The sequence below is a fragment of the Neisseria sp. HMSC066H01 genome (assembly GCF_001837375.1).
Classification (GTDB): domain Bacteria; phylum Pseudomonadota; class Gammaproteobacteria; order Burkholderiales; family Neisseriaceae; genus Neisseria.
On sequence record NZ_KV832194.1, the window covers coordinates 252711 to 276918 of the forward strand.

General features: G+C 50.2%; 25 protein-coding genes. 13 read left to right on the top strand and 12 right to left on the bottom strand.

All coding sequences use genetic code 11. From position 1 onward, the window contains the following. Window positions 1–112 precede the first annotated feature (112 nt). Together HMPREF2551_RS05345 and metW are read left to right on the top strand one after the other, a co-directional pair. Complete coding sequence (locus HMPREF2551_RS05345; protein ID WP_070837636.1) at window positions 113–1252, top strand: homoserine O-succinyltransferase MetX; 1140 nt, start codon at window positions 113–115, stop codon at window positions 1250–1252. Continuing rightward, window positions 1249–1830 carry a methionine biosynthesis protein MetW gene (metW, locus tag HMPREF2551_RS05350; RefSeq protein ID WP_049322294.1) on the top strand — a complete coding sequence of 194 codons (582 nt, stop codon included), beginning with the start codon at window positions 1249–1251 and terminating at the stop codon, window positions 1828–1830. Before HMPREF2551_RS05345 ends, metW begins: the two co-directional genes overlap by 4 nt. 94 nt (window positions 1831–1924) lie before the next feature. Here metW and HMPREF2551_RS05355 read toward each other — a convergent pair whose 3' ends face one another. Next, window positions 1925–2389, bottom strand: coding sequence for a low molecular weight protein-tyrosine-phosphatase (locus HMPREF2551_RS05355; protein ID WP_070822428.1), 465 nt, complete (start codon window positions 2387–2389; stop codon window positions 1925–1927). 85 nt (window positions 2390–2474) lie between these two features. After that, window positions 2475–3575, bottom strand: coding sequence for a conjugal transfer protein (locus HMPREF2551_RS05360; RefSeq protein ID WP_070837638.1), 1101 nt, complete (start codon window positions 3573–3575; stop codon window positions 2475–2477). A 204-nt stretch (window positions 3576–3779) separates the two neighbouring features. On the opposite strand from HMPREF2551_RS05360, the gene gloA reads away from it, so the two are divergent. Beyond that, window positions 3780–4193, top strand: coding sequence for a lactoylglutathione lyase (gloA, locus tag HMPREF2551_RS05365; RefSeq protein ID WP_049348681.1), 414 nt, complete (start codon window positions 3780–3782; stop codon window positions 4191–4193). A 53-nt stretch (window positions 4194–4246) separates the two neighbouring features. Here the strand turns inward: gloA and HMPREF2551_RS05370 are convergent, their stop codons facing one another. Both HMPREF2551_RS05370 and HMPREF2551_RS05375 read right to left on the bottom strand, forming a co-directional pair. Next, the gene (locus HMPREF2551_RS05370) at window positions 4247–4996 is read right to left on the bottom strand and encodes a lysophospholipid acyltransferase family protein (protein WP_003747133.1); all 750 of its coding nucleotides are present in this window, start codon (window positions 4994–4996) and stop codon (window positions 4247–4249) included. A gap of 57 nt (window positions 4997–5053) precedes the next feature. Then, a complete protein-coding gene (locus tag HMPREF2551_RS05375; protein ID WP_049322298.1) occupies window positions 5054–5809 on the bottom strand; it encodes a GNAT family N-acetyltransferase in 756 nt (251 codons plus the stop codon). A 178-nt stretch (window positions 5810–5987) separates the two neighbouring features. Between HMPREF2551_RS05375 and HMPREF2551_RS05380 the strand changes: the two genes are divergently transcribed. From HMPREF2551_RS05380 to HMPREF2551_RS05390, 3 genes are all read left to right on the top strand, one after another. Next, window positions 5988–6920, top strand: coding sequence for an AEC family transporter (locus HMPREF2551_RS05380; RefSeq protein WP_070837640.1), 933 nt, complete (start codon window positions 5988–5990; stop codon window positions 6918–6920). Between the two features lie 182 nt (window positions 6921–7102). Continuing rightward, entirely contained in the window at window positions 7103–7576 is a 474-nt protein-coding gene (dnrN, locus tag HMPREF2551_RS05385) for an iron-sulfur cluster repair protein DnrN (RefSeq protein WP_036490552.1), read from the top strand. Between the two features lie 162 nt (window positions 7577–7738). Further along, the gene (locus HMPREF2551_RS05390; protein ID WP_070837642.1) at window positions 7739–8464 is read left to right on the top strand and encodes a DUF8095 domain-containing protein; all 726 of its coding nucleotides are present in this window, start codon (window positions 7739–7741) and stop codon (window positions 8462–8464) included. Between the two features lie 41 nt (window positions 8465–8505). On the opposite strand, the gene HMPREF2551_RS05395 is transcribed toward HMPREF2551_RS05390, so the two are convergent. Then, window positions 8506–9471, bottom strand: coding sequence for a tRNA dihydrouridine synthase (locus HMPREF2551_RS05395; protein ID WP_070837644.1), 966 nt, complete (start codon window positions 9469–9471; stop codon window positions 8506–8508). 83 nt (window positions 9472–9554) lie between these two features. Here HMPREF2551_RS05395 and HMPREF2551_RS05400 point away from each other — a divergent pair, with 83 nt between their 5' ends. Together HMPREF2551_RS05400 and HMPREF2551_RS05405 are read left to right on the top strand one after the other, a co-directional pair. After that, window positions 9555–11129 carry a glycosyltransferase family 2 protein gene (locus HMPREF2551_RS05400; protein WP_070837646.1) on the top strand — a complete coding sequence of 525 codons (1575 nt, stop codon included), beginning with the start codon at window positions 9555–9557 and terminating at the stop codon, window positions 11127–11129. Between the two features lie 224 nt (window positions 11130–11353). Next, window positions 11354–12682: an anaerobic C4-dicarboxylate transporter family protein gene (locus HMPREF2551_RS05405; RefSeq protein WP_070837648.1), complete on the top strand. Its 1329-nt coding sequence runs from the start codon at window positions 11354–11356 to the stop codon at window positions 12680–12682. 69 nt (window positions 12683–12751) lie between these two features. On the opposite strand, the gene HMPREF2551_RS05410 is transcribed toward HMPREF2551_RS05405, so the two are convergent. Continuing rightward, window positions 12752–13177: a DUF4124 domain-containing protein gene (locus tag HMPREF2551_RS05410; RefSeq protein WP_070837650.1), complete on the bottom strand. Its 426-nt coding sequence runs from the start codon at window positions 13175–13177 to the stop codon at window positions 12752–12754. A 189-nt stretch (window positions 13178–13366) separates the two neighbouring features. Here HMPREF2551_RS05410 and guaB point away from each other — a divergent pair, with 189 nt between their 5' ends. Next, a complete protein-coding gene (gene guaB / locus HMPREF2551_RS05415; RefSeq protein ID WP_070837652.1) occupies window positions 13367–14830 on the top strand; it encodes an IMP dehydrogenase in 1464 nt (487 codons plus the stop codon). A 294-nt stretch (window positions 14831–15124) separates the two neighbouring features. Next, window positions 15125–16144: a lipopolysaccharide heptosyltransferase II gene (gene waaF / locus HMPREF2551_RS05420; RefSeq protein ID WP_070837654.1), complete on the top strand. Its 1020-nt coding sequence runs from the start codon at window positions 15125–15127 to the stop codon at window positions 16142–16144. A 139-nt stretch (window positions 16145–16283) separates the two neighbouring features. On the opposite strand, the gene HMPREF2551_RS05425 is transcribed toward waaF, so the two are convergent. From HMPREF2551_RS05425 to rlmJ, 3 genes are all read right to left on the bottom strand, one after another. Then, entirely contained in the window at window positions 16284–17258 is a 975-nt protein-coding gene (locus HMPREF2551_RS05425; protein ID WP_070837656.1) for a class 1 fructose-bisphosphatase, read from the bottom strand. 67 nt (window positions 17259–17325) lie between these two features. Continuing rightward, window positions 17326–17679 carry a CSN8/SAC3 domain-containing protein gene (locus HMPREF2551_RS05430; protein ID WP_070837658.1) on the bottom strand — a complete coding sequence of 118 codons (354 nt, stop codon included), beginning with the start codon at window positions 17677–17679 and terminating at the stop codon, window positions 17326–17328. Window positions 17680–17809: 130 nt separating this feature from the next. Continuing rightward, complete coding sequence (gene rlmJ, locus HMPREF2551_RS05435; protein ID WP_070837659.1) at window positions 17810–18655, bottom strand: 23S rRNA (adenine(2030)-N(6))-methyltransferase RlmJ; 846 nt, start codon at window positions 18653–18655, stop codon at window positions 17810–17812. 125 nt (window positions 18656–18780) lie between these two features. On the opposite strand from rlmJ, the gene HMPREF2551_RS05440 reads away from it, so the two are divergent. Next, on the top strand, window positions 18781–19395 hold the full coding sequence (locus HMPREF2551_RS05440) for a riboflavin synthase (RefSeq protein ID WP_070837661.1): 615 nt from the start codon (window positions 18781–18783) through the stop codon (window positions 19393–19395). Between the two features lie 15 nt (window positions 19396–19410). Continuing rightward, the gene (locus tag HMPREF2551_RS05445; RefSeq protein ID WP_070837663.1) at window positions 19411–20277 is read left to right on the top strand and encodes an ATP-binding protein; all 867 of its coding nucleotides are present in this window, start codon (window positions 19411–19413) and stop codon (window positions 20275–20277) included. Between the two features lie 65 nt (window positions 20278–20342). Here HMPREF2551_RS05445 and HMPREF2551_RS05450 read toward each other — a convergent pair whose 3' ends face one another. Further along, complete coding sequence (locus HMPREF2551_RS05450; RefSeq protein WP_070837665.1) at window positions 20343–20771, bottom strand: Spy/CpxP family protein refolding chaperone; 429 nt, start codon at window positions 20769–20771, stop codon at window positions 20343–20345. A gap of 277 nt (window positions 20772–21048) precedes the next feature. Between HMPREF2551_RS05450 and rpe the strand changes: the two genes are divergently transcribed. Then, window positions 21049–21729: a ribulose-phosphate 3-epimerase gene (gene rpe, locus HMPREF2551_RS05455; RefSeq protein WP_070837667.1), complete on the top strand. Its 681-nt coding sequence runs from the start codon at window positions 21049–21051 to the stop codon at window positions 21727–21729. Window positions 21730–21833: 104 nt separating this feature from the next. Here the strand turns inward: rpe and HMPREF2551_RS05460 are convergent, their stop codons facing one another. Together HMPREF2551_RS05460 and HMPREF2551_RS05465 are read right to left on the bottom strand one after the other, a co-directional pair. Then, on the bottom strand, window positions 21834–23216 hold the full coding sequence (locus tag HMPREF2551_RS05460; RefSeq protein WP_070837669.1) for a phosphomannomutase/phosphoglucomutase: 1383 nt from the start codon (window positions 23214–23216) through the stop codon (window positions 21834–21836). A gap of 121 nt (window positions 23217–23337) precedes the next feature. Further along, the gene (locus HMPREF2551_RS05465) at window positions 23338–24180 is read right to left on the bottom strand and encodes a KPN_02809 family neutral zinc metallopeptidase (protein WP_070837671.1); all 843 of its coding nucleotides are present in this window, start codon (window positions 24178–24180) and stop codon (window positions 23338–23340) included. Window positions 24181–24208: the final 28 nt, after the last annotated feature.

Sequence of the window (24208 nt, forward strand, 5' to 3'; positions counted from 1 at the left end):
TATCCTCCCAAAAATATTGCCTCTAATTAGGGCAGGCCGTCTGAAGCCTCATGCACAAAACAAAAACGAAACGTTATAATACCCCTTTTGCCGCATCACTTGGAAATTACAAATGACAACAAATGCCTCAGTGGGCATTGTAACGCCCCGGAAAATTCCGTTTGACACACCGCTTGCTCTGGAAAACGGCAAAACCTTACCTCGTTTCGACCTGATGATTGAAACCTACGGCACGCTCAATGCCGACAAAAGCAATGCCGTCCTTATCTGCCACGCCTTATCAGGTAATCATCATGTTGCCGGCAAGCACAGTGCGGAGGATAAATACGCCGGTTGGTGGGACAATATGGTCGGTCCCGGCAAACCCATTGATACCGAACGCTTTTTTGTGGTCGGTTTGAACAACTTGGGCGGCTGCGACGGCAGCACCGGCCCTTTGTCCGAGAATCCTGAAACCGGCCGCGAATATGGTGCGGATTTTCCGGTTGTAACCGTCAAAGACTGGGTGAAGTCCCAAGCCATGCTTGCCGATTATCTCGGCATCCAAAAATGGGCGGCCGTTGTCGGCGGCAGCTTGGGCGGCATGCAGGCATTGCAATGGACGATTTCTTTGCCCGAACGCGTTGCCCACGCACTCGTTATCGCTTCCGCGCCTAAACTTTCCACCCAAAACATCGCGTTTAACGATGTTGCCCGTCAGGCGATTTTGACCGATCCCGATTTCCACGAAGGTAATTACCGCAGCCATCATACCGTTCCTTCACGCGGTTTGCGTATCGCGCGCATGATGGGGCACATTACCTATCTTGCCGAAGACGGTTTGGGTAAAAAATTCGGCCGCATTTTAAAATCAGACGGCTATCAGTACGGCTACGGCGTTGAATTTGAAGTGGAATCTTATCTGCGCTATCAAGGCGACAAGTTTGTCGGCCGTTTTGATGCCAACACTTATCTGCTGATGACCAAGGCGCTCGACTACTTCGACCCGGCCGCCGATTACGGCCACAACCTCACGCGCGCCGTGGAAAATGTGCAGGCCAAACTCTTTGTCGCGAGCTTTAGCACCGACTGGCGCTTCTCGCCGCAACGTTCGCATGAATTGGTCAAGGCATTAATCGCCGCGCAAAAATCCGTGCAGTACATCGAAGTCAAATCCAATCACGGCCATGATGCTTTCTTGATGGAAGACGAAGCCTATATCCGCGCGGTTGCCGCTTATATGAACAACGTTTACAAGGACTGCCAAAAATGAATCTGCGCGACGATTTGCAACTCATTTACGATTGGATACCCGAAGGCAGCCGCGTACTCGATTTAGGCTGCGGCGACGGCGAGCTGCTAGCCGCGCTGGTGGCGCATAAAAACTGCGCCGGTTACGGCATCGAAATCGATACCGACAGCGTGATTGCCGCCATGACCCGCGGTGTAAACGTTATTCAGGCTGACTTGGAAGAGGGCTTGGCGGCGTTTGGCGATCAAAGCTTTGATGTGATTGTCTTGAGCCAAACCATTCAAGCCATGCAGAACACGGAAAAAATCCTGCGTTGCCTGATGCGTGTAGCCAAGCAGGCGATTGTCAGCTTCCCTAATTTCGGCTACTGGCGCAACCGCTTTCAAATCGCCGTCGGCGGCCATATGCCGGTTTCCGAGCGCATGCCGTATCATTGGTACGATACGCCCAATATCCATTGGTGTACCCTCAAAGACTTTGATTTGCTGTGTGCCAAAAACAAAATCCGCGTGCTTGAGCGTGCGGTCATGACGGGCAACCGGCAGGTCAAACATCTGCCGAACTTATTGGGCAGCCTGGCTTTTTACCGCGTGGGTTGATGCGGTGATTAATAAAGGCCGTCTGAACAGGTCATCACGAAAGCATGGCTTTTGCGGATACCTGTTCAGACGGCCTTTTATTGTTCCAGCCGGTTTAAGCCTGTTTCAGTTTTTCCAACAAGGCCAAACTGCCGGCATCGACCAGGCGGTAGGTTTCGTCAAAGTCGCCTGTGTACCATGGATCGGGAACATGGTTGTAGCCTGAATCGGGGATAAGGTCGGTCAGTTTGAAGATTTTGCCGGGGTGAAAACCGAGCTGCTTTTCGGTTTCTCTGAGGTTGTTGTCATCCATCACGATGATGTAGTCGAAATGATCGGCATCGCTGGGTTTGATTTTGCTGCTGGTAAAGCCTGATGGGTCGATGCCGTGTTGTTTGAGCACGCGGCGCGTGCCTTCGTGCATGTTTTCGCCGTCGTGCCAACCTGACGTGCCTGCGCTGGCTGTGATGACGGCATTGCCCATGCCTGCTTCGCGGGCGCGGTGGCGTAGGACGTATTCGGCCATGGGGGAGCGGCAGATGTTGCCGAGGCAGACAAAAAGAATTTTGTGGGTTTTCATGTTTGTGAAAATGAGCGGTAAGGTTTGAAAATCAATGCAACACGCTGAACCGTTTTCAGACGGCCTTGCGTGTTGCATTTTCAATTTAGTTTACATTGCTGAAGAAAGGATTATGGCCTTCCAGTTTCAATGCTTGGGCATAAGTCGGGATATTTTCGTTTTCGCCCAGTGGGTTGTGCAGCAGGTAGAGGTGCTCGATGCGGCATTCTGCCATCAGGTCGAGGAAGTTTTGCTGAACGATGGCGATATTGTCGGTTGAAGCCAGCTCCCAAGTGAAGGTCTGCGGAACGATTTCAAACGCGCTGTCAGTCGCGTTGAAGCTAAACTGGAGCTTGCCGTCCGCCTTGGCTGCGGCAACAACGCCGACGCGCGGGCTTTGCATACGTATGGCGCGGATGGCGTTGGTGGCAAAAACGTCCATGGCCATGCGTTGGCGGGTATGGCTGCCTTCGGTCAGTGCGTCAAGCGGCGTATTGGGCGAGAGCGGGTTGGTGAAGAGGGTAACGCCGTCGAGGGCGAGATGCTCTTGCCAAACCTGCATCAGCGGCAGGCCTGCCTGTTGCAGGTTGAGGCCCAAGGCCGTCTGAATGCTTTTATCGCCGTAGCCCAGCGCGTAAACAACATGGACGGATTGGCCTTCGGGCAGCGCCAATGGTTTGTATTCGAATTTTTGCTGGAATGCGCCTGCCGCTTCATCGTTTTGCTTGGCTTGGAACCATTCGCCCGGGGTAACGCTGCTCAAATCGGTCGATTGGACGAGGTAGGGCAGCCATTGCGTGTTTTGCGTGAGGGCGCGCAGGTTGGGGTAGTTTTGCAGGCAGGCGAAGAGGGATTCGGTAGGCAGCGTGAGCGGCAGGGTTTGTTCTTTTTTGCAACCGGCAACCAAAACGACAGGCAGGGCAAACCATTGGGCTTCGTTATCGTTTTCTGCCTTCAGGACTTCGCCCACGCTTTGAATCAGGCTGGTGTAAGTGCCGACATCGGGCGCCATGGTCATTGCCAATGAAAGGTTGATATAATGGTTTTGGCTGAGCATGGTGCGGATTTCGGTTTGCAGTTGGCCGGCCGAAAGTTTGCGTGATGCGGAGGAGGAGTTGTGTGCCAGCTGATAGGCATTGAGCAGAAGGTGGTTTTTGATAGGGCTTTGCGGATAAGGGCGGGTATCGGGAAGAACAAAGGTTTTCATGGCGGTTTGAAGTGTTGTGTTGTAAGTGTGGCGATTATAGCAATTTAGTCAGTCGGTGTGCTTGTTAATACATGAAATTCAAATGATGGCAGGGTGTGTGCTTCATTTTTATGCAGTTTCAGTGTCAGTATTTTGAGGCTGAAGAGGATGGGGCCCGATGTGTTATAATTCATGACCAAATATAATTCAGAAAGGAACAAAATCATGCGCTTGCTTCATACTATGCTGCGTGTCGGCAATCTCGAACGCTCTTTGGATTTCTATCAAAACGTATTGAATATGCAACTGCTGCGCCGCCGCGATTATCCTGAAGGCCGTTTTACTTTGGCTTTTGTCGGTTATGGCGATGAAGCGGACCATACTGTTTTGGAACTGACCCACAATTGGGATACCGAGTCTTACGATTTGGGCGATGCTTACGGCCATATCGCGATTGAAGTCGATGATGCTTACGCTGCGTGCGAACGTGTCAAAGAAAAGGGCGGCAAAGTGGTACGCGAAGCCGGTCCGATGAAACACGGCACGACTGTGATTGCGTTTGTCGAAGATCCGGACGGCTACAAAATCGAATTTATTCAAAAGAAAAGCGGTAGCGATTCGGTACAATATTCATCTTAAGACATAAGATAATGGAAAAGGCCGTCTGAATATTCAGACGGCCTTTTGTTTGATCAGCCCAACTGTTTTTGCTTTTCGCTCAACAGGGCGTGTACTTGAAGCGCGGTAGCGTAGCGGTCTTCTCCCGCTTCAATCGGATCAAGGAAATGCAGCTCGACAGTGCTGGAAGGCTGGCTGATGACCATGCAGATAGATTGCCAGAGGCTGATGTCGCCGTAGTAGGCGGTGTGCGGATTGGGGCTGCTGCCGTCCGGATTCGGATAGCGGCAGAGTGCCGGAATAATCGGTACGCCTGCATCGTAGGCCGTCTGAAAAAAGCTAGGTTTGAACGGCAGGATTTCACGGCCTTCGGTACTGGTGCCTTCGGGGAAAATGGTGACGGTATCGCCGTTTTTCAGCGCTTCGGTCACGCCGGCGATTTTGGCGGAATTGCCTTTGATGCCGCGGTTGCGCGAGACGTAAACCGTTTGCGCCTGTGTGGCGAGATAACCGACCACCGGCCATTTGGCTACATCGTCTTTAGCCACAAAACGGCCGGGGAATGCGCCGTTGACCGCCATAATGTCCAACCATGAAATATGGTTGCTGATAAGCATTTGGCCGCGGCCTTCTTGCGGCGGCGTGCCGAAAGTTTGCAGTTTCATGCCGCAGGAAGCAAGCACGCGCAGCGACCATAATTGAATCGCGCGCAGTTTGCGTTTGCTGCTGTAAAAGGGAAACAGAAAAAACATTTCGGCCATGCCGTACAAAAGGCAGCCGGCAATGCAAAGGAGGCGGAAGATAAAACGGATTTTGGCGGTCATTGTGTGTGTTTTTATAAAAGATGAGGCAGGCCGTCTGAAGTTTCAGACGGCCTTTTATTATGAATCGGTTTTAGGGGCGAAACGCTGCAAGTAGCGGTCGGAAAGGTGGCTGATGTCCATCATGATCAGCACATCCGCGCAGTTGAACGCTTCATCGACGCAAGGCTCGCCGCAAAACCACGCGCCTGCTTTGAGATAGCCTTTGATCAGTGCGGGCACGGGTGGGTTTTCAGACGGCGTGATGCTGTCCCATTTGAGCGGATTGAGCGGTTTGACGCGCCATTGTTCCGGGGCGAGGTATTTGCCTTTCAAGGCATGATACAGGCCGGCCGCATCGCTGCCGCCGTCGCGCATTTCGATACTGCCGCAACCAATCATAAAGCGCAGGTTTTCGTCTTTCATGAATTTGACCAAGCCGGTCCACAACAGCATAACCAAGCCGCCGTTGCGGTAGTCCGGGTGGGTGCAGGCGCGGCCGAGTTCGACGGTTTGCGGCAGGATGTCTTTCAAAGGCTCAAGGTCGAATTCATGCTCGCTGTACCAGCCGCCGACTTTTTTTGCGGTTTCTTCGGTAATCAGGCGGTAGCAGCCGATAACTTCGCCGGTTGCATCGTCAAACGCGAGCAGGTGGTGGCAATGCTCATCATAAGGATCAACATCGCGGCCGTCATTGCTTTCGATTTCCGCACCCAATTCTTGGGCAAAAACCTGATAGCGCAATCTTTGGGCGGCTTCGATTTCAGCTTGGGTTTCTGCAAGGCGTACGCTCAGGCCGATTTTGGGGCCCGTTTGATTGAAACGGCTGGGGGACATGATGTTTCCTGTTTGAAGAAAATGGCTGATTATAGCGGATATACGGACAGATTTATATTGGTTTGCTTTGCGGTAGGGCAAATTATGTCGGGTTGTTGGAAAAAGGCTTCAGGCCGTCTGAATTTGGCATGCCAAGCGGTAGAAGCGTAAAATCAACGTTTTTGCCGCTTTTTTTGTTATGGAAACCTCTTTTCTGCTTGCCGGAAAAATTACCGAGCTGACGTTGATTGTTTTGATGGGCATGGCTTTGGTGAAGGCCGGGCTGTTGAAATCGGAAAACAGCTACACGCTCTCCGTCATTGCGCTTTATTTGATCAGCCCGTCCGTCATGATTCATGCTTTTCAGATGGATAATGCGCCGCAGATTATCGAAGGGCTGAAGCTTTCCGTTATGCTGGCGGTGTTTTTTCATGTGGTGTTGATTGTTTTGGGTAGGGTGTTTAAACACTTGTTCAAACTCGATGCGCTCGAACACGCGGCGACAGTGTACAGCAATTCGGGCAACCTGATTATTCCTTTGGTGATGTCGGTCTTTGGGCCGGAATGGGTGATTTACACCATCGGTTTTATCTTGGTGCAGACGTTTTTGTTTTGGACGCATCTGCGCCTGTTGATTTGCGGTCGCGGCAATGTGGCTTGGAAAACCATTTTCACCAATATCAACATCTTATCCATGTTGGTCGGGCTGCTGATGTTTGCCTTTCAAATCAAGCTGCCGCACATTGTCGATAATACTTTGGCGACGGTGGGCAGTATGATTGGCCCGGTTGCCATGTTGGTGGCGGGCATGCTGCTGGCCTCTTTGCCGTTGCGTTCGATTGTGTGGACGCCGAGGCTTTATCTCGTTGCTTTTTTAAGGCTGATTTTGATTCCGGCATTATTGCTTTTCGCCGTTAAAGCCTGCGGTTTTGCCCATCATGATGCGCATGCGGATACGGTTGTTTTAATCAGCTTTTTGGCAACGACTTCGCCTGCCGCTTCGACAGTTACCCAAATGGCGGTTGTTTACGGCAAAAATGCCCAAAAAGCCAGTGCGATTTATGGGCTGACGACCTTGCTTTGTGTGGTAACCATGCCGGTAATGATTGCCTTATATCGTTGGATTATTTAAGAAAAGGGCAGGCCGTCTGAAACTTTGACTTTATGTTTCAGACGGCCTGTTTGTTATTTTAAATTTGAAAATAACTTTTATTATCAATTAATTAAACGATTAAAAAACTATACAAAGCTGATTGCTGCGTGTATCCTTATGCCTAACATTCATTCAATATAAATCTTTAAAGGAACACAGCCATGACCGACTTTACCGTTTGGGAAACCGCACCTTTCAATTCCACCATCGACCATATCCTGCAGCGTTACCACAATGTCCACCGCGCCCAGTTTGAAGAGTTGGTTCCGCTGGCGCAAAAAGTGGCGCAGGTTCATGCCGACACTTTCCCTGCCGAAGTTCCTGATTTGTTGGCCTATATGCAAAACGAGCTGTTGATGCACATGATGAAAGAGGAGCGCATGTTGTTCCCGATGATTAATCAGGGTGTGGGTCGCGGCGCGGCCATGCCCATCAGCGTGATGATGCATGAACACGAAGACCACGATCAGGCCATCGCGCGTTTGGAAGAATTGACCAATAATTTTGAGCTTCCCGAAGGCGCTTGCGGCAGCTGGACCCGTTTGTACGCATTGGCCAAAGAGATGGTGGACGATTTGAAAGACCACATCCATTTGGAAAATGAGATTTTGTTCCCTCGCGTTTTGGCTTCTTAAGAATTGATGTTAATCAAGGCCATCTGAATGTTCAGACGGCCTGTTCTTTAATCCCTTGCTAATTTAGTACAATAGTTCTAAAATTTTAATAAAGAAAGAAACAAAAATAAGCAGTAAAGGCACACATCCGTTTTTTTTGTTTACTTGAGAAGGAGTTTATGAATGAAACATTCTAAAGTTTTACTATTGGGTATTCTGTTTGTTGCTCTGACTGCATGCGTCCAAACGACGGGCGGTGACTGGAGCGCCCTGCAGGACACGAAAACAGGCGTGCAGTCGCGCCCTTATTATGAATTTGGCAATGTACTTCAGAAGATTTCTTTTAAGCAAACCGGCAATCCGGAAAAAGGTCTGAAAAAGCCTGTCTTGACTGTGTATCGTCAGGGCAAGCTGTTGGGCGAAGCATATAATTTGGAAGCCTCTCATGGCAACCCCTTGTTGCCAACCCTGTTTTTGGTAAACGGCAAGTCATTAAATATCAATGACGGCAATGATAAAAAACTGTTGGCGGCTGCTAAGAGAATCGATTTTTACGATTTCGGCCACGGCCGTATCGGCCACGCAGTCTTTACCGCGCCTAACGGCATCTGTCAGGATATGAAACACGGCAAAGGCGTTTCCTACAAGCTGGTTACCAATTATGTTAATTTTCCGGATTATCCTTCGCCTGAAAATATCTTGATTATTACTGCGCAAGGCAAATATGAGCAAGACGGGTTTATATTGGATGCCACTGAGTCAAGAGTGACCAGTGCCAATAAAGAGTTTGCCAAAAAATATGGTGAAGCACTGAAATCCAAGAATGGCCCTGAGACCAGGCATGTGAATATGGCCAATGCAGCCAGTGCGGAAAAAGGCAGACTGTTGGCTGATTATATCTGTCAGTAATCATATTAAAGGCCGTCTGAAATTCAGACGGCCTTTTTGAATCATGAATGCATCTCTTGTTCAAACGACAGCAGAATCTGTTTTACTTCATCCGCTTCTTTGACGGCGCGGATACGGTCAAACAATATCTGCGCCTGTTCAAACTCTTTTTTCATCATGCCCAGCCATTGTTTCAAACGTGCAACCGGATATTTGTTGTTGGCCTCTTTGGCAAGGCATAAGTCGAAGAACTGGACTATCCATGAGGAGACTTCGGCAAAGTCGGTGTCTTTCACTGTTTCGTCGTTTTCATATTGCTTGATTTGCCGCGCCAAGTCTGGACGGATAACCGCGCCGCGCCCGAGCATCACGCTGTCGCAGCCGCTGACGGTTTTAATGTCGAGATAGTCTTGAAGGCTGAACACATCGCCGTTGGCAGTAACGGGAATACTGACTGCATCGCGGATTTTGCGCACCCATTCCCAATGAGCCGGCGGTTCGTAGCCTTCGACTTTGGTGCGTGCATGGACGGTTAACGCGCATGCGCCGCCGTTTTCAATCGCGGAGGCGCATTCCAATGCCAGGCTTTTGTCTTCGTAACCGAGCCGCATTTTGGCAGTCAGCGGGATGTGTTGCGGCAGGCGTTGGCGCAGGGTGCGGACGATGTGGTAAATCAAGTCCGGCTCTTTGAGCAAGACCGCGCCGCCTTTGTGTTTGTTGACCGTCGGCGCGGGGCAGCCGAAGTTGAGGTCGATTTTGTCCGTACCGAAACGCACGGCTTCCAAAGCATTGACGGCCATGTTTTCCGCATCGCTGCCCAAAAGCTGGACAGTACAGGGTGTGCCGGCCGGCGTGCGGTTGGCATGGGCGATTTCGGGAATATATTTAAGCCAAGTGGCGCGTGAGTGGACCGTGTGCGTAATGCGGACAAATTCGCTGACACATTCGTCAAATCCGCCGATGCGCGTCAACAGGTCGCGCATCACATCGTCCACCAGCCCCTGCATGGGGGCAAGAATAAGCTGCATGAGTCAGGCCGTCTGAAAAAAGGAGGACATATTGTAGCGGTATATCGGTTAAAATACAGCTTCCTTTTTCAGACGGCCTTTTTATGATGCACACAATTCCGGCAACCGCCGCCATGTTGGTAAAAAATTCAGAACGTTATCTCTCAGAAGTTTTGAGTGCGCTGAAAGACTTTGACGAAGTCCTGCTGTTGGACAACGGCTCGACCGACCGTACTTTTGAAATTGCCAAGGGTTTTCCCAATGTCAGCTATTACAAGCATGATTTTATTGGGTTTGGTCCGATGAAAAATCTGGCGGCCAGGCTGGCGCAAAACGATTGGATTTTCAGCATAGACAGCGATGAAGTGGCGGATGAGGCTTTAATCGAAGCCATTCGTGCGGCCGTTTTGGAAAATAAGAAGGAGCATATCTTTTCGCTTTCCCGTCTGAACCATTACCACGGCCGCTTGATTAAAGGCTGCGGCTGGTATCCGGATATTATTCCGCGCCTTTATCATCGCAGATTTACCCGTTTTTCCGACCGTCAGGTGCATGAGTCTTTGGTGTTGCCGCAGGAAGCCAAGGTTAAACAACTCGATGGCCGTCTGAAACATTATTCTTTTGAAAACGCCGAAGGGCTGATTCAAAAAATGCAGCAGTACAGCTCGCTGTATGCGGAAGAAAACCGCTTTAAGAAAGACAGTTCGCCGTTTAAGGCTTTGCTACATGGCGGCGTATCGTTTGTGAAAAATTACCTGCTTAAACGCGGTTTTGCCTATGGCGCGGACGGGCTGACGATTTCGGTGTCCAACGCGCAAGGTTCGTATTACAAATATGTCAAACTCTATGAGCGCAACCGCGCGATAACCGTCTCCCTCATCATCACCACTTACAACCGTCCCGATGCTTTGGAGCTGGTGTTGAAATCGGCTTTATCGCAAACCCGTCTGCCGGATGAGATTATTGTCGCGGATGACGGCTCCAGGCAGGAAACCGCCGAAGTGGTTGATTTTATCCGCCGCAGGACAAGTATTCCGGTCAAGCATTCATGGCAGCCGGATAGAGGCTTTCGTGCCGCCGAATCGCGCAACCGTGCGCTGGCGCAGGCGAAAGGCGATTATATTGTGTTGATTGACGGTGATATGGTCTTGGATCCGTCTTTTATCGCCGATCATTTGAAGATTGCCCGCAAAGGCCGTCTGATACAGGGTTCCCGCGTGATTTTGACTGAGGATAAAACGCAGGATATTTTGGACGAAGGCGATTTGCCTGCTTTGTCTATGTTCAGCTCGGGAATAGAAAAACGGCTTTCCGCCCTGCGCTGTCGTTGTTTGGCCAAACTGGCAGGCCGAAAAGGCAACCGCAAACACAAAGGCATCAAAACCTGCAATATGGGCTTTTTCCGCAGCGATGCGCTGGCCGTTAACGGGTTTGACAATAGCTTTGTCGGTTGGGGCAGGGAAGATAGCGAATTTGTCGCCCGTTGCTATCATAATGGGATGAAACGCCATAATTTGAAATTTGCCGGCATTGCGTACCACCTCTGGCACAATGAGGCAGAACGCGATTCCTTGCCGCAAAACGATGCCTTGTTGGAGGCAACGTTGTCAGAACGCAAAATCCGCTGTATTCATGGCGTATCGGATTTTATAAAGGATGAAGAAGTAGCCGGAAAATAGCCTTATCATTTCATCTGAATCATAGAGGCCGTCTGAAAATCTTCAGACGGCCTTTTTTGTGCTTTTGATGAGTCTATTGGTTAAATGAGAATATTATTTATTTGATGTGGATCAGTATGTATAATTAGGTAAAGTATGGTTAGGGAAGAGGGTTTACTCTATAATCCAACCGTTTGTAATTTTATTTCGGCGAAGGCCGGATTTTGGGAGTTGTGATGTCAACTATGTTTTTTATCCAGTTTGCCGTTGTGCTGCTGTGTATCCTGATTGGTGCGCAGGTTGGCGGTATTGGTTTGGGCGTGCTCGGCGGTATCGGCTTGGCCGTATTGTCTTTTGGTTTCCATCTGCAGCCGACCAGCCCGCCTATTGATGTGATGCTGATGATTATGGCGGTAGTGTCTGCCGCGGCGGCCATGCAGGCCAGCGGCGGTTTGGACTATATGATTAAGATTGCCACGCGTGTGTTGCACCGCAATCCGAAATACATCACCTTTATCGCGCCGGCGGTAACATACACTTTTACCGTGTTGGCAGGTACGGGCCATGTGGCTTACTCGGTCTTGCCCGTGATTGCCGAAGTCAGCCGTCGCAATGGCATCCGTCCTTCCCGTCCGCTGACAATGGCGGTTATCGCTTCCCAATTTGCGATTGTCGCCAGCCCGATTGCCGCTGCCGTTGTTGCCTGCGTCTCCATGCTTGAGCCGCAACACATCACGATGGCGGACGTGTTGAAAGTGACCGTTCCGTCCACGATTTTGGGTATCGGTTTGGCTTGCGTGTTCGTAAACAAACTGGGCAAAGAATTGAAAGACGATCCGCATTATCAGGCTTTGCTGAAAGACCCGAACTATGTGAAAGAATACATCGATGTGGAGGAACAACAAACCGATGTCGCCATTTCGCCGAAAGCCAAATTGTCGGTCGGTATTTTCTTGGCTGCGGCATTGCTGGTGGTTGTGATGGGTGCGCTGCCTGAGCTACGTCCTGCTTTTGAACACGATGGCGCGATCAAGCCTATGGGCATGGCGCATACGATTGAAATTGTGATGTTGTCTGCTTCTGCGCTGATTATTTTGGCGTGTAAACCCAATGGCGATGCGATTACCCGAGGTTCGGTATTCCACGCCGGTATGCGTGCCGTGATTGCAGTGTTTGGCGTGGCTTGGTTGGGCGATACCTTGATGAACGGCCACTTGGCAGAAGTGGAATCGACCGTCAGCCATTTAGTCGAATCTGCACCATGGACTTTTGCCTTCGCCTTGTTTGTCTTGTCGGTATTGGTCAACAGCCAAGGCGCGACAGTGGCGACGCTGTTCCCAATCGCCATTAAACTGGGTATTCCTGCGCCCATCATTATCGGCACATTTGTTGCGGTAAACGGCTATTTCTTTATACCAAACTACGGTCCGATTATTGCCGCTATCGACTTCGATACAACCGGCTCGACCAAAATCGGCAAATTCATCTTCAACCACAGTTTCATGATTCCAGGTCTGTTGAGTATGGCATTCAGCTTGGCCATCGGCTTGTTGTTGGTTCAACTGTATTATTGATGGACTGAAAAATAAAGGCCGTCTGAAATTAAATTTCAGACGGCCTTTTTGATATTGTTATTCGTGAGCTTAATTGCAGTATTTATTAACGTCGTTTTGGTATTGTTTAATCAGGCTGTCGCGATTGGCCAAGCGTGCGCTTTCGGCGACTTGGCGGTTGATTTTGGCGATTTTGCAGTTTTCCAGCTTGTTTTGGCGGTTTTGCTCTTCGATTTTTTTATTGCGTTCTTCGATTTGTTTGTTTTGTTCCGCAACCTGTTCGTTGGGCTGCTCGGCAACCGGCTCAGATGCTACAACAGCAGGCGCAACGGCAGGTTTGACGTTGTGCGTGCGGATGTTGACCACGCCGGAACGCTTTGGTTGCAGGCGATTTGGCGTATCGGAATAGCTGTTGCCCGATGTGCCTTTCCAAGTGTAAACCTCGGCCGCGCCGGTCAGGGCGGCGGAAGAGAGAAGGGCGGCTATCAGACAGGTTTTGAGTACGGAAGATTTCATGGGTTTCCCTTATGTAAATGATGTTCTCATCTAGACTATTTTACTTGAAACTGCAATGCGTTGGCATATTTTTGTACTGCGGATCAAATCATGTAAAAAAATAACGTTAAAACGTGTATTGCCAATGTTAGCATCAAGCCAGTGTGATATAATGCCGTGCATCTTGCACAAACTGAAAGACCGAGCATCATGCGTATTGTAGAAAAAGCCTATACTTTCGACGACGTTTTGTTGGTTCCAGCGCACTCAAACGTGCTGCCTCGAGATGTCAAACTTCAAACCAAACTCACCCGCGATATCACGCTCAACCTTCCTCTACTTTCTGCTGCAATGGATACCGTTACCGAAGCGCGTCTGGCCATTTCTATGGCTCAAGAAGGCGGCATCGGCATCATCCATAAAAACATGACGCCGGAGTTGCAAGCGCGTGCCGTTTCCAAAGTGAAGCGCCATGAGAGCGGCGTGGTGAAAGATCCCGTTACCGTTGCGCCGACCGCATTGATCCGCGACGTATTGGAAATGCGCGCACAACGCAAACGCAAAATGTCCGGTCTGCCTGTTGTTGAAAACGGCAAAGTGGTCGGTATCGTGACCAACCGCGACCTACGTTTTGAAAACCGTGTCGATCTGCCTGTTTCTGCCATCATGACCCCCCGCGACCGTTTGGTTACCGTTCCTGAAGGTACCAGCATTGATGAAGCACGCGAGATCATGCATGCGCACAAGGTGGAGCGCGTTTTGGTGTTGAATGACCAAGACGAACTCAAAGGTCTGATTACCGTTAAAGATATTCTGAAAACAACCGAGTTCCCTAATGCCAACAAAGATGCCGAAGGCCGTCTGCGCGTCGGTGCCGCGGTGGGTACCGGCGGCGATACCGAAGAGCGCGTCAAAGCATTGGTGGAAGCAGGCGTGGACGTGATTGTGGTTGATACTGCCCACGGCCATAGCCAAGGCGTTATCGATCGCGTGCGCTGGGTAAAAGAAACCTATCCGCACATCCAAGTCATTGGCGGCAACATCGCGACTGCCAAAGCCGCTTTGGATTTGGTGGCTGCCGGTGCGGATGCTGTTAAAGTCGGTATCGGCCCTGGCTCGATTTGTACGACCCGTATCGTGGCCGGCGTGGGCGTGCCTCAGCTGACTGCGATTCACAATGTTTCCGAAGCCCTGAAAGGTACAGGCGTTCCCCTGATTGCCGACGGCGGTATCCGCTTCTCCGGCGATATTGCCAAAGCACTTGCTGCCGGTGCATACAGCGTCATGCTCGGCGGTATGTTTGCCGGTACGGAAGAAGCACCGGGCGAAATCGAACTCTACCAAGGCCGCTCTTACAAGTCTTACCGCGGCATGGGTTCGTTGGGGGCGATGAGCCAAGGCTCCGCCGACCGCTACTTCCAAGACAAAACCGACAGCACAGACAAATATGTTCCTGAAGGTATTGAAGGCCGCGTGCCTTACAAAGGCCCGATTGTGAACATCATCCACCAGCTGACCGGCGGTCTGCGCTCCAGCATGGGTTACTTGGGTTGCGCCAATATTGCTGAAATGCACGAGAAAGCAGAATTTGTAGAAATCACTTCTGCCGGTATGAACGAATCCCACGTTCACGACGTACAAATCACCAAGGAAGCGCCTAACTACCATCGTTAAACCAGTATAAAAAGGTCGTCTGAAAATATTTCAGACGGCCTTTCTGTTTTTATAAGGTTTTAAAAATGAAGAGAATATTGCTTGCCGCTGTTCGGTCTGTTGTCTCAGGTTGGGTATTTGTAGAATTTACCAGATAAATTGGGAAGACAAACGCTTCATACGCTCAAACCAGAGTACATCTGTTGAAATGGCATGTATCAAATAGTTAGTTTTGTTCTGGGCGATTAAACCAAGTTTCAGACGGCCTTTTAAAAATCGTATTACAATAAGCCAAAATTAAAAACACATTCCATTATGTCCAAAAAAATCCTAATTATTACCCCAAGCTGGATTGGCGACTGCGTCATGACCCAACCGCTTTATCGCCGTTTGCATGAGCTGTATCCCGGCTGCATCATTGATGCTTTTGCCCCCAAATGGTCGATGGCCGTATTTGAGCGTATGCCTGAAATCAACCGTGTGATGGAAAATCCGTTTGGACATGGTGCGTTGGAATTGAAAAAACGCTGGCGTATCGGGCGTGAATTGGGAAAAGAAGGCTATGATCAAGTGATTGTTTTGCCCGGTTCGCTCAAATCCGCCATTATTGCCTTGGCTACGGGTATTAAACAGCGTACGGGCTACGTCGGCGAATCGCGCTATTTTTTGTTGAACGATATCCGCAAGTTGGATAAGACTGCGTTGCCTCTGATGGTTGACCGCTATACTGCGCTGGCGTATCCGACCCAAGCGGATTTTAATGGGCATTCCGATAATCCGTGTTTTAAGATTGATCCCGAAAGCCGTCAAGCCGCTTTGGCAAAACATGGTTTGACGACGGATAAACCGATTTTGGCATTTTGTCCCGGTGCGGAGTATGGCCCGGCCAAGCGTTGGCCTGCGTGTCATTTTGCCGAACTGGGCCGCCGCTATTTGACTGAAGGTTGGCAGGTTTGGCTGTTTGGTTCGCAAAAAGATTTTGATATTGCAGATGAAATCAACCGGCTTTCAGACGGCCTGTGTACCAATCTTTGCGGCAAAACTAATCTTTCGGAGGCGATTGATTTGTTGTCTTGCGCCGATACGGTTGTGTGTAACGACAGCGGTCTGATGCACCTTGCGGCCGCGCTTGATCGGAAATTGGTTGCGGTTTACGGCTCATCCAGCCCTGACCATACGCCGCCTCTAAGCCAAAAGGCAAAAATCGTCAGCTTGAATTTGGATTGCTCGCCTTGTTTCAAGCGCGAATGTCCGTTGGGGCATACGGATTGTTTGAACAAACTGACGCCGTATATAGTGCAAAAAGCGGCGGAAGAGCTGGCTCGTTCGGCGTAATCCAATAAAGATTAGATGGGAAGCAGCAAAGGGCAGATTTGAGTCTGCCTTTTTGATTTTTGTTTCTTTTATTTTTTAATCAAAGGCCGTCTGAAAATCATATTTCAGACGGCCTTTGGTTTGAAATCAATACATCTGATTATTTTTGATGCAGATTGTAAACGTATTCGACTTCTTCGCGGCTGCCCATGAATACGGCAACACGTTGGTGCAGGCCGGTAGGTTGGATGTCGAGCATGGCTTCGATGGCGTTGTTTGATGCGCCGCCGGCTTGTTCCATAATCAGGCTCATCGGGTTGGCTTCGTACATCAGGCGCAGTTTGCCCGGTTTGGATGGGTCGCATTTGTCTTGCGGATACATGAATACGCCGCCGCGCATCAGGATGCGGTGGATTTCGGCAACCATGCTGGCTACCCAGCGCATATTGTAGTTTTTGCCGCGTACGCCGGTTTCACCTGCCAGCAGTTCGTCAATGTATTGTTGAACAGGGGCGAACCAATGTCTTTGGTTGGACATATTGATGGCGAATTCTTTAGTGGATTCTGGAACGCGCGGATTTTCTTTGGTCAGCAGGAATTGGTTGGCATCATCCAGAGTGAAGACGAATACGCCGTGACCGACAGTCAATACCAGTTGGGTTTGCGGACCGTATAAAACATAACCTGCGGCCACTTGGTCGCGGCCTTTTTGCAGGAAGGATTCGGTAGTCAATGCGCCTTCAGGTTTGGCCAAGACGGAGAAGATGGTGCCGACGGAGATGTTGACGTCGATATTGGAAGAGCCGTCCAGCGGGTCAAACAATACCAAATAGCCGCCGTTTTCGTGTGTGGCGACATAGGTGTCTTCTTCTTCGCTGGCAAGGCCTGCGATGTTGGCATTGGCTTTTAAAACATCAATCATGATGTTGTTGGCGATGACGTCAAGTTTCTTTTGGTCTTCGCCTTGGATGTTGCCGGTGCCTGCCATGCCCAAAACGCCGGAAAGCGCGCCGAGGCGGACTTTGGCGTTAATGTCCAAACAAGCGGAGGCTACGGATTCCAATACGCTGGCCAGCTCTTGCGGCAGTTTGTGTTCGGGCAGGTGTTGGGCTAAGAATTGGTTCAATGTATTCATGGTTTCACTCTTTTCCTAAGTTTGAATCGGGTATTTTTCAATTTCAGGCCGTCTGAAAACAGCGTGTTCATTTGGTTTTGCTCTCGGCCATGCCTAAAACTTCTTTAGTGCAGGCGATGCTGACGTCCTTGATGCGTTTTTTCAGCTCGTCGCTCATGGTGCTGCTGCCGCCTAAAAGCGAGGTCGCTTCTTCGGGGCTGATTTTATCAACTGTTTTTTCGCCGATGCAGCGGCAGATTTTTTCAGTGGTCGCGGAATCAAACGGGCTTTTTCCGGAGGCTTTTTCTACGCAGGCTTCGGTTGCCGAGCGGACAAATTCGGTGCGGAAACTTTGGGTAAATTCTTCTTTAAATTCGTTTTTTACAGATTCGCTGCACGCGCAGAGCAGGAGCGTGCAGGCTAGGGGTGTGCGTATATTCATGAGTGGACGGCCGTTAATTGTTATGTTGTGAATTGTAGTGGAAAAAGGATTAAATATAAAGGGTTAAGGCCGTCTGAACGGGTATGGAGAAAAAATCGAAGCGCTTGGGTCTATGTTCAGACGGCAACGTTTATTTCGTTTTGCTTTCCAATACATAATGCGCGCCGGCATCTTGAGCCAAAATTTTGGAAAGCTCGGGCAGATTGTTTTGCAACTGTTCGGCAAGCATATAGGGCGGATTGATGACGAACATGCCGCTGCCGTGCATACCGAAGCCGTCGCTGCGCGGCGTATAGACATGAAGCTCGGCGTGCAGATAATTGTCGGGAGCGATTTTTTTGAGTTCGTCCGGCAGTTTGCGGCTTTCTTCGCGGCTTAAACAGGGATACCAAACCATGTAGCAGCCGGTTTCAAAGCGTTTCAAGGCATCTTTCAAGACTTGGATGACACGGCGGTAGTCTTGTTTTTCTTCGTAGGGCGGATCAATCAAGACGGCGGCGCGGCGGGGCGGAGGAGGCAGCAGTGAAATCAGGCCCTGATAGCCGTCCGCTTGGCTGACTTGCACTTTGCGCGGCGGACGGACTTCGCGCATATTGTTTTGCAAATGGACAAAATCAGCAGGGTGCAGCTCAAAGAGGCGCATTTTGTCGCTGTCGCGCGTGAGCGCCTGTGCCAGCCAAGGCGAGCCGCAGTAAAGGTTGTCTTGCGGTAGGATTTGTTTCAGACGGCCCACAAATTCGGCTAATTCGGCAGGCAGCTTGTCAACTTGTTCCAAGAGTGCAATGCCTTGTTTGTATTCGCCGACTTTTTGCGCTTCATCGCCGCTCAAATCATACAAACCGGCACCGCTGTGCGTATCGATATACCAATAAGGCTTGTCTTTGCGGTTGAAATATTCGAGGACGAGGAAGAGGGTAAAGTGCTTGAGCATATCGGCATGGTTGCCGGCATGGAAGGCGTGGCGGTAGCTGAGCATGATCGGGCTGCGGAAATAAAAATCCGATTATACCCCAAACCATCGCCACCACCGCTTTCAGACGGCCTTTGTGCCTGGAAAATGCTACAATATCCGCCTTATCGTACCATCGGAAAGAAGACATCATGTTTACAGGCATCGTACAAGGCATGGGCAAAATTACAGACATCACCCAACCTTCGCCCGACTTTCGTACCCACACTGTCGAGCTGCCCCCCGAAATCGCCGACAATCTGCAAACCGGCGCTTCTGTCGCCAACAACGGCTGTTGCCTGACCATTACCCGAATCGACGGTAACAAAGTCAGCTTTGATTTGATGGACGAAACCTTACGCAAAACCAATCTCGGCAGCTTGAAAGTCGGCGACAGTGTCAACTTGGAACGCGCGGCGCGGTTTGGCGATGAAATCGGCGGCCATGTGATGAGCGGCCATGTGATGGCGGTTACCCGAATTTCCCGTATCGAATCCAGCGAGTTCAACCGTACAGTTTGGTTTGAGCTGCCGGAAAACCTCAAGCCCTATATCCTGACCAAAGGCTTTGTCGGTTTGGACGGTTGCAGCCTGACCATAGGCGAAGTCGGCGACAGCGAATTTTGCGTACACCTGATTCCGGAGACTTTGGAGCGCACCCTGTTTGGCAGCCGCAAAGAAGGCGACCTCATCAATATTGAAATCGATCCGCAAACCCAAGCCGTTGTCGATACCGTGATGCGTGTGTTGGCGCAAAAGGCCGTCTGAAAGAAGAAAGTAAAAATGAAATTATCCGAATTTTTAAAAAAAGCCTATTCCGTTTTAAACCGTTTGGATTTAATCCTGCCTGACGAGCCGGGAAAAACCGACTGGCAGGCACTTGCCTACCGTTGGCACAGCGTGGGCAAAAAAGGCATTTTAGAAAGCCTGCCGCGTCCGCATACATTTCCTTTGAGCCGATTGGCGGCAGTCGGTTCGCAAACCGACAGGCTGAAACGCAATACCGAGCAATTTTTGGCAGGCCGTCCGGCCAATAATGTCTTGATGACCGGCGCACGCGGTACGGGTAAATCCTCCTTGGTGAAAGCGCTGTTGCACGAATATGCCGAGCGCGGCCTGCGACTGATTGAAGTGGATAAAAGCGATTTGATCAGTTTGCCGGCTTTGTTGACGCTGTTGTCCGAACGTCCTGAGAAATTTATCGTCTTCTGCGATGATTTGTCGTTTGAAACCGGCGATGAAACCTATAAAGCCTTGAAAACCGCTTTGGATGGCGGACTGTCGCAACGTTGCACCAATGTTTTGGTTTATGCCACTTCCAATCGCCGCCACCTGATTCCAGAATACATGGATGAAAACGGCGGTACTACGGGCACTCGCGGCGAAATCCATCAGAAAGAGGCCGTCGAGGAAAAAATCTCCCTTTCCGACCGCTTCGGCTTATGGCTGAGTTTTTATCCTTTCGACCAAAACGATTATTTGACCGCCGTAGCCAACTGGTTGGACGATTTCAATGTGCCTTTTGACGATACCACGCGCCAAGCCGCGTTGCAATGGGCGCAAATGCGCGGCAGCCGTTCAGGCCGTTCAGCGTGGCAGTTTGCCTGCGACTGGGCAGGACGCTTGCCGGAAGAAAGAGTGTTGGATTAAGGCTGAAAAAAGCAAAGGCCGTCTGAATATGGTTTCAGACGGCCTTTTGTATTTTTATTTATCCATCAGCGCAAGCATGAAGACAACCATTGTTGGCGTTGGCGCGGATTGAGCAGATGATAGAGGCGGTATTGGATTTCCATTTCATCCACTGCATAGTCCATGCTGGAGAGGTAGCGGCTTTCAACATAGTCGCGGGCGGCGTTTGAATCGAATGAGTCGCCGGAGAGGATTTTGATGATGGTTTGACGGCGGTTGCGGTCGGAGCGTACGGTTTTGCGGTAGGCTTTATCGTTGATTTGTTTGAAGTCGGTACGCAGGCGGCGCAGAGCGGCGTGTTGGTCGGCGGATAAATTAAGCTGTCGAATGTCGCAATTTGGGTGGAAATCGTCCAAAGTAGCCAGAAACGGACCGGCATGTGCAGGCAGACTGGAACAGAGTAGGGCGAGTGCTAAGAAAATAAAAGTCGGATAGCGGGAAAGTGCAACAGACACGGTGTTTTCCTAATGTTTCATCAGGTTTGGAAATATAACCGATTAGCGTGTGAAAGGCAGTATCAAAGCAGTTAACTTTTGTTAATGATGTTAGATTTTTCTGCACATGTATGTATTCAAATAATTTATTTTCAAAGCCTTACAGTTTGATTTTAAGTTTCATTAATGTATGTGAAATGTAAATTCATAAAAATGACGGTAGAGACGTTGTCGGCAGCATACAACATAGGGGCAAAAATGCGATAATGACAAAGGAACACACTTTAGGAGAACAAACATGACCGACTACCGTATCGCCCCCAGTATTTTGTCTGCCGATTTTGCCCGCCTGGGCGAAGAGGTTGCCGAAGTTATCCGCGCTGGTGCGGATTTGATTCATTTTGACGTGATGGACAATCATTATGTGCCGAATCTGACTTTCGGCCCTATGGTTTGCGCGGCTTTGAAACCATATGCAACCGTGCCGGTCGATGTGCATTTGATGGTTGAGCCGGTGGATGATTTGATTCATGCGTTTGCCAAAGCCGGTGCCAATATCATTACCTTTCATCCGGAAGCCAGCCGCCACATTGACCGCAGCTTGGGTTTGATTAAAGAATACGGCTGTCAGGCAGGCTTGGTATTGAATCCTGCCACGCCGGTCAATATTCTGGAAAACGTTTTGGACAAACTGGATATGGTTTTGCTGATGTCGGTTAACCCGGGCTTCGGCGGACAAAGCTTTATCCCGAATACGCTGGTGAAAGTCCGCAAAGTGCGCGAGATGTTGGACGAGTATGAACGGCAAAGCGGCCGCCGTATCGCATTGGAAGTCGATGGCGGCGTGAAGACAGACAATATTGCTGAAATTGCGGCGGCAGGTGCGGATACATTTGTCGCAGGTTCAGCGATTTTTGGCAAACCGGATTACAAAGCCGTTATCGATGAAATGCGCCAACAGTTGGCACAAGTTGAATAACAAAGCCGGGATATTCTTGGTTTCCAAACTTTAAATAATCAATGTTTAATATTAAAGGCCGTCTGAAATAATTTTCAGATGGCCTTTTGTTTTAGCCTAAACCCTTACAGCGGCCATTTCAATGCAGGATTGCTTTCAATGACTGCTTTGAATTGGTTTTGGATACGCTCAATCGCTTCTTGCGTATCCGCTTCAAAACGCAATACCAAAATCGGCGTGGTATTGGAAGCACGCATCAGGCCGAAGCCGTCAGGGAATTCAACGCGCAAGCCGTCGATGGTGATGATTTCGGTCGCACCTTCAAACTTGGCATTGGCAGCCAGCTCTTCAATTACTTTGTGGCCGTTGCTGCCTTCGGGCAGGTCGATGTTGAGTTCCGGAGTGGAAATGCTTTGCGGCAGCTTGTTCAATACTTCGGACGGATTGTCGAAGGCAGACAGGATTTCCAAGAGGCGTGCGCCGGCATACATACCGTCGTCGAAGCCGAACCAGCGTTCTTTAAAGAAAACGTGGCCGCTCATTTCGCCGGCAACCAGTGCGCCGGTTTTTTTCATGGTAGATTTGATGAAGCTGTGGCCGGTTTTTTCCATTACAGGTTCGCCGCCGTGTTCTTTAATCCAAGGCGCGAGCAGACGGGTGGATTTGACGTCGAAAATCACTTTGGCTTTAGGATTACGGCGCAACACGTCTTGCGCAAAAAGCATCAGTTGGCGGTCTGGATAGATGATGCTGCCGTCTTTGGTGACCACGCCCAAGCGGTCGGCATCGCCGTCAAATGCCAAGCCGATTTCGGCATCGCTGTTTTTAAGCTCGACGATGAGGTCTTGCAGGTTTTTCGGTTTGGAAGGATCAGGGTGGTGATTAGGGAAATTGCCGTCCACTTCGCAGAAAAGCTCGGTAACTTCATTGCCCAAACCTTTGTAGAGTTTGCCTGCAAATGCGCCGCCGACACCGTTGCCCGCGTCAATCACGATTTTCATCGGGCGTTTGAGCTTGATATGGCCGACGATGTTGTTGTGGTATTCGCCGGAGATGTCTTTTTCGGTTACGCTGCCTTGTTTGTCGGCAGCAACAAAACCGTCTTTCTCAACAATAGCTAAAAGTTCTTGAATGGCTTCGCCTGCGAGCGTGTCGCCGCCGAGCATCATTTTGAAACCGTTGTAATCAGGCGGATTGTGGCTGCCGGTAATCATCACGCCGCTGCCGCCGCATTCGTTGATGGCTGCGAAGTAGAGCATAGGGGTGGCAACCATGCCGACGTTGAGGACGTCAATGCCGCTGTCTGTAAAACCGCGTTGAATTTGTGCCATCAGGCTGGGGCCGCTCAAACGGCCGTCGCGGCCGAGTGCGATGCGGGTAATGCCTTTTTCGGAGGCTTTGGTGGCAATGGCTTTGCCGATTAAGTAGGCAGCTTCGTCGGTCAGGGTTTTACCGACGATGCCCCGGATATCGTAGGCTTTGAAAATGTCGCGGGCGATATTTGCCATGTGGATTTCCTTTGAATTTAAGGGAAAATAATAGGCGTTATTCTAACACGGCTAAAAGGCCGTCTGAAGAATTCAGACGGCCTTTTGTCGTTACATCAAAGAACAGTGTTGTTTGGACGAATCAATTGTTGAAAGTGTTGCACTGGTTGATGTCGCCGCTTTCCAAACCGCGCTTGAGCCAAGTCATGCGTTCTTCGGACGAGCCATGGGTAAAGCTGTCGGGAACGACATAGCCCTGAGCCTGTTTCTGCAAGCGGTCGTCTCCGACGGATTCAGCAGTCAGCATCGCTTTTTGAATGTCTTCGGCTTTGAAGATATTGTTGTTGACGGCGTAGTGTCCCCAAATACCGGCGAAACAGTCGGCCTGCAATTCGAGTTTGACGGAAAGGGCATTGGCCTCTTTTTTGCCGACTTGTTGTTGCATTTTGTGGACTTTAGGCAGAATGCCGAGCAGGTTTTGAACGTGATGGCCGACTTCATGGGCAATAACGTAGGCAAACGCGGCATCACTGGCCGATTCGAGCTTGGTGCGCATGTCTTCGTAGAAGCTCAAGTCCAAATAAACTTTTTGGTCGCCCGGGCAGTAAAACGGACCCATGGCAGATTGGCCCGTACCGCAGGCGGTGGATGTGCCGCCTTCATACAACACCATGGTTGTCGGTGTGTAGTGTTGGCCGTGTTGTTGGAAATATTTGCTCCATGCTTTTTCCGTCTCGGCAAGGACGACACGGGACATTTCGTTCAATTCGGCTTCTTGTTGGCTGTCGAGTCGGGTAGCTTGCTGGGTAGGAATGCCCATCGAAGATGAGCCACCAACCAAACCGCTCAAATCCACGCCGTAATATGCGCCGACCAAAACCACGATAATGCCGAGTATACCCGGCGTTTTGCCGCCACCGCCGCCGCCACGGCTTCCGCGGCGATCTTCGACGTTTTGGCTTTGTTCACGGCCTTTCCAATCCATAATGCGTATCCTGTGTAGTTTTCATGCG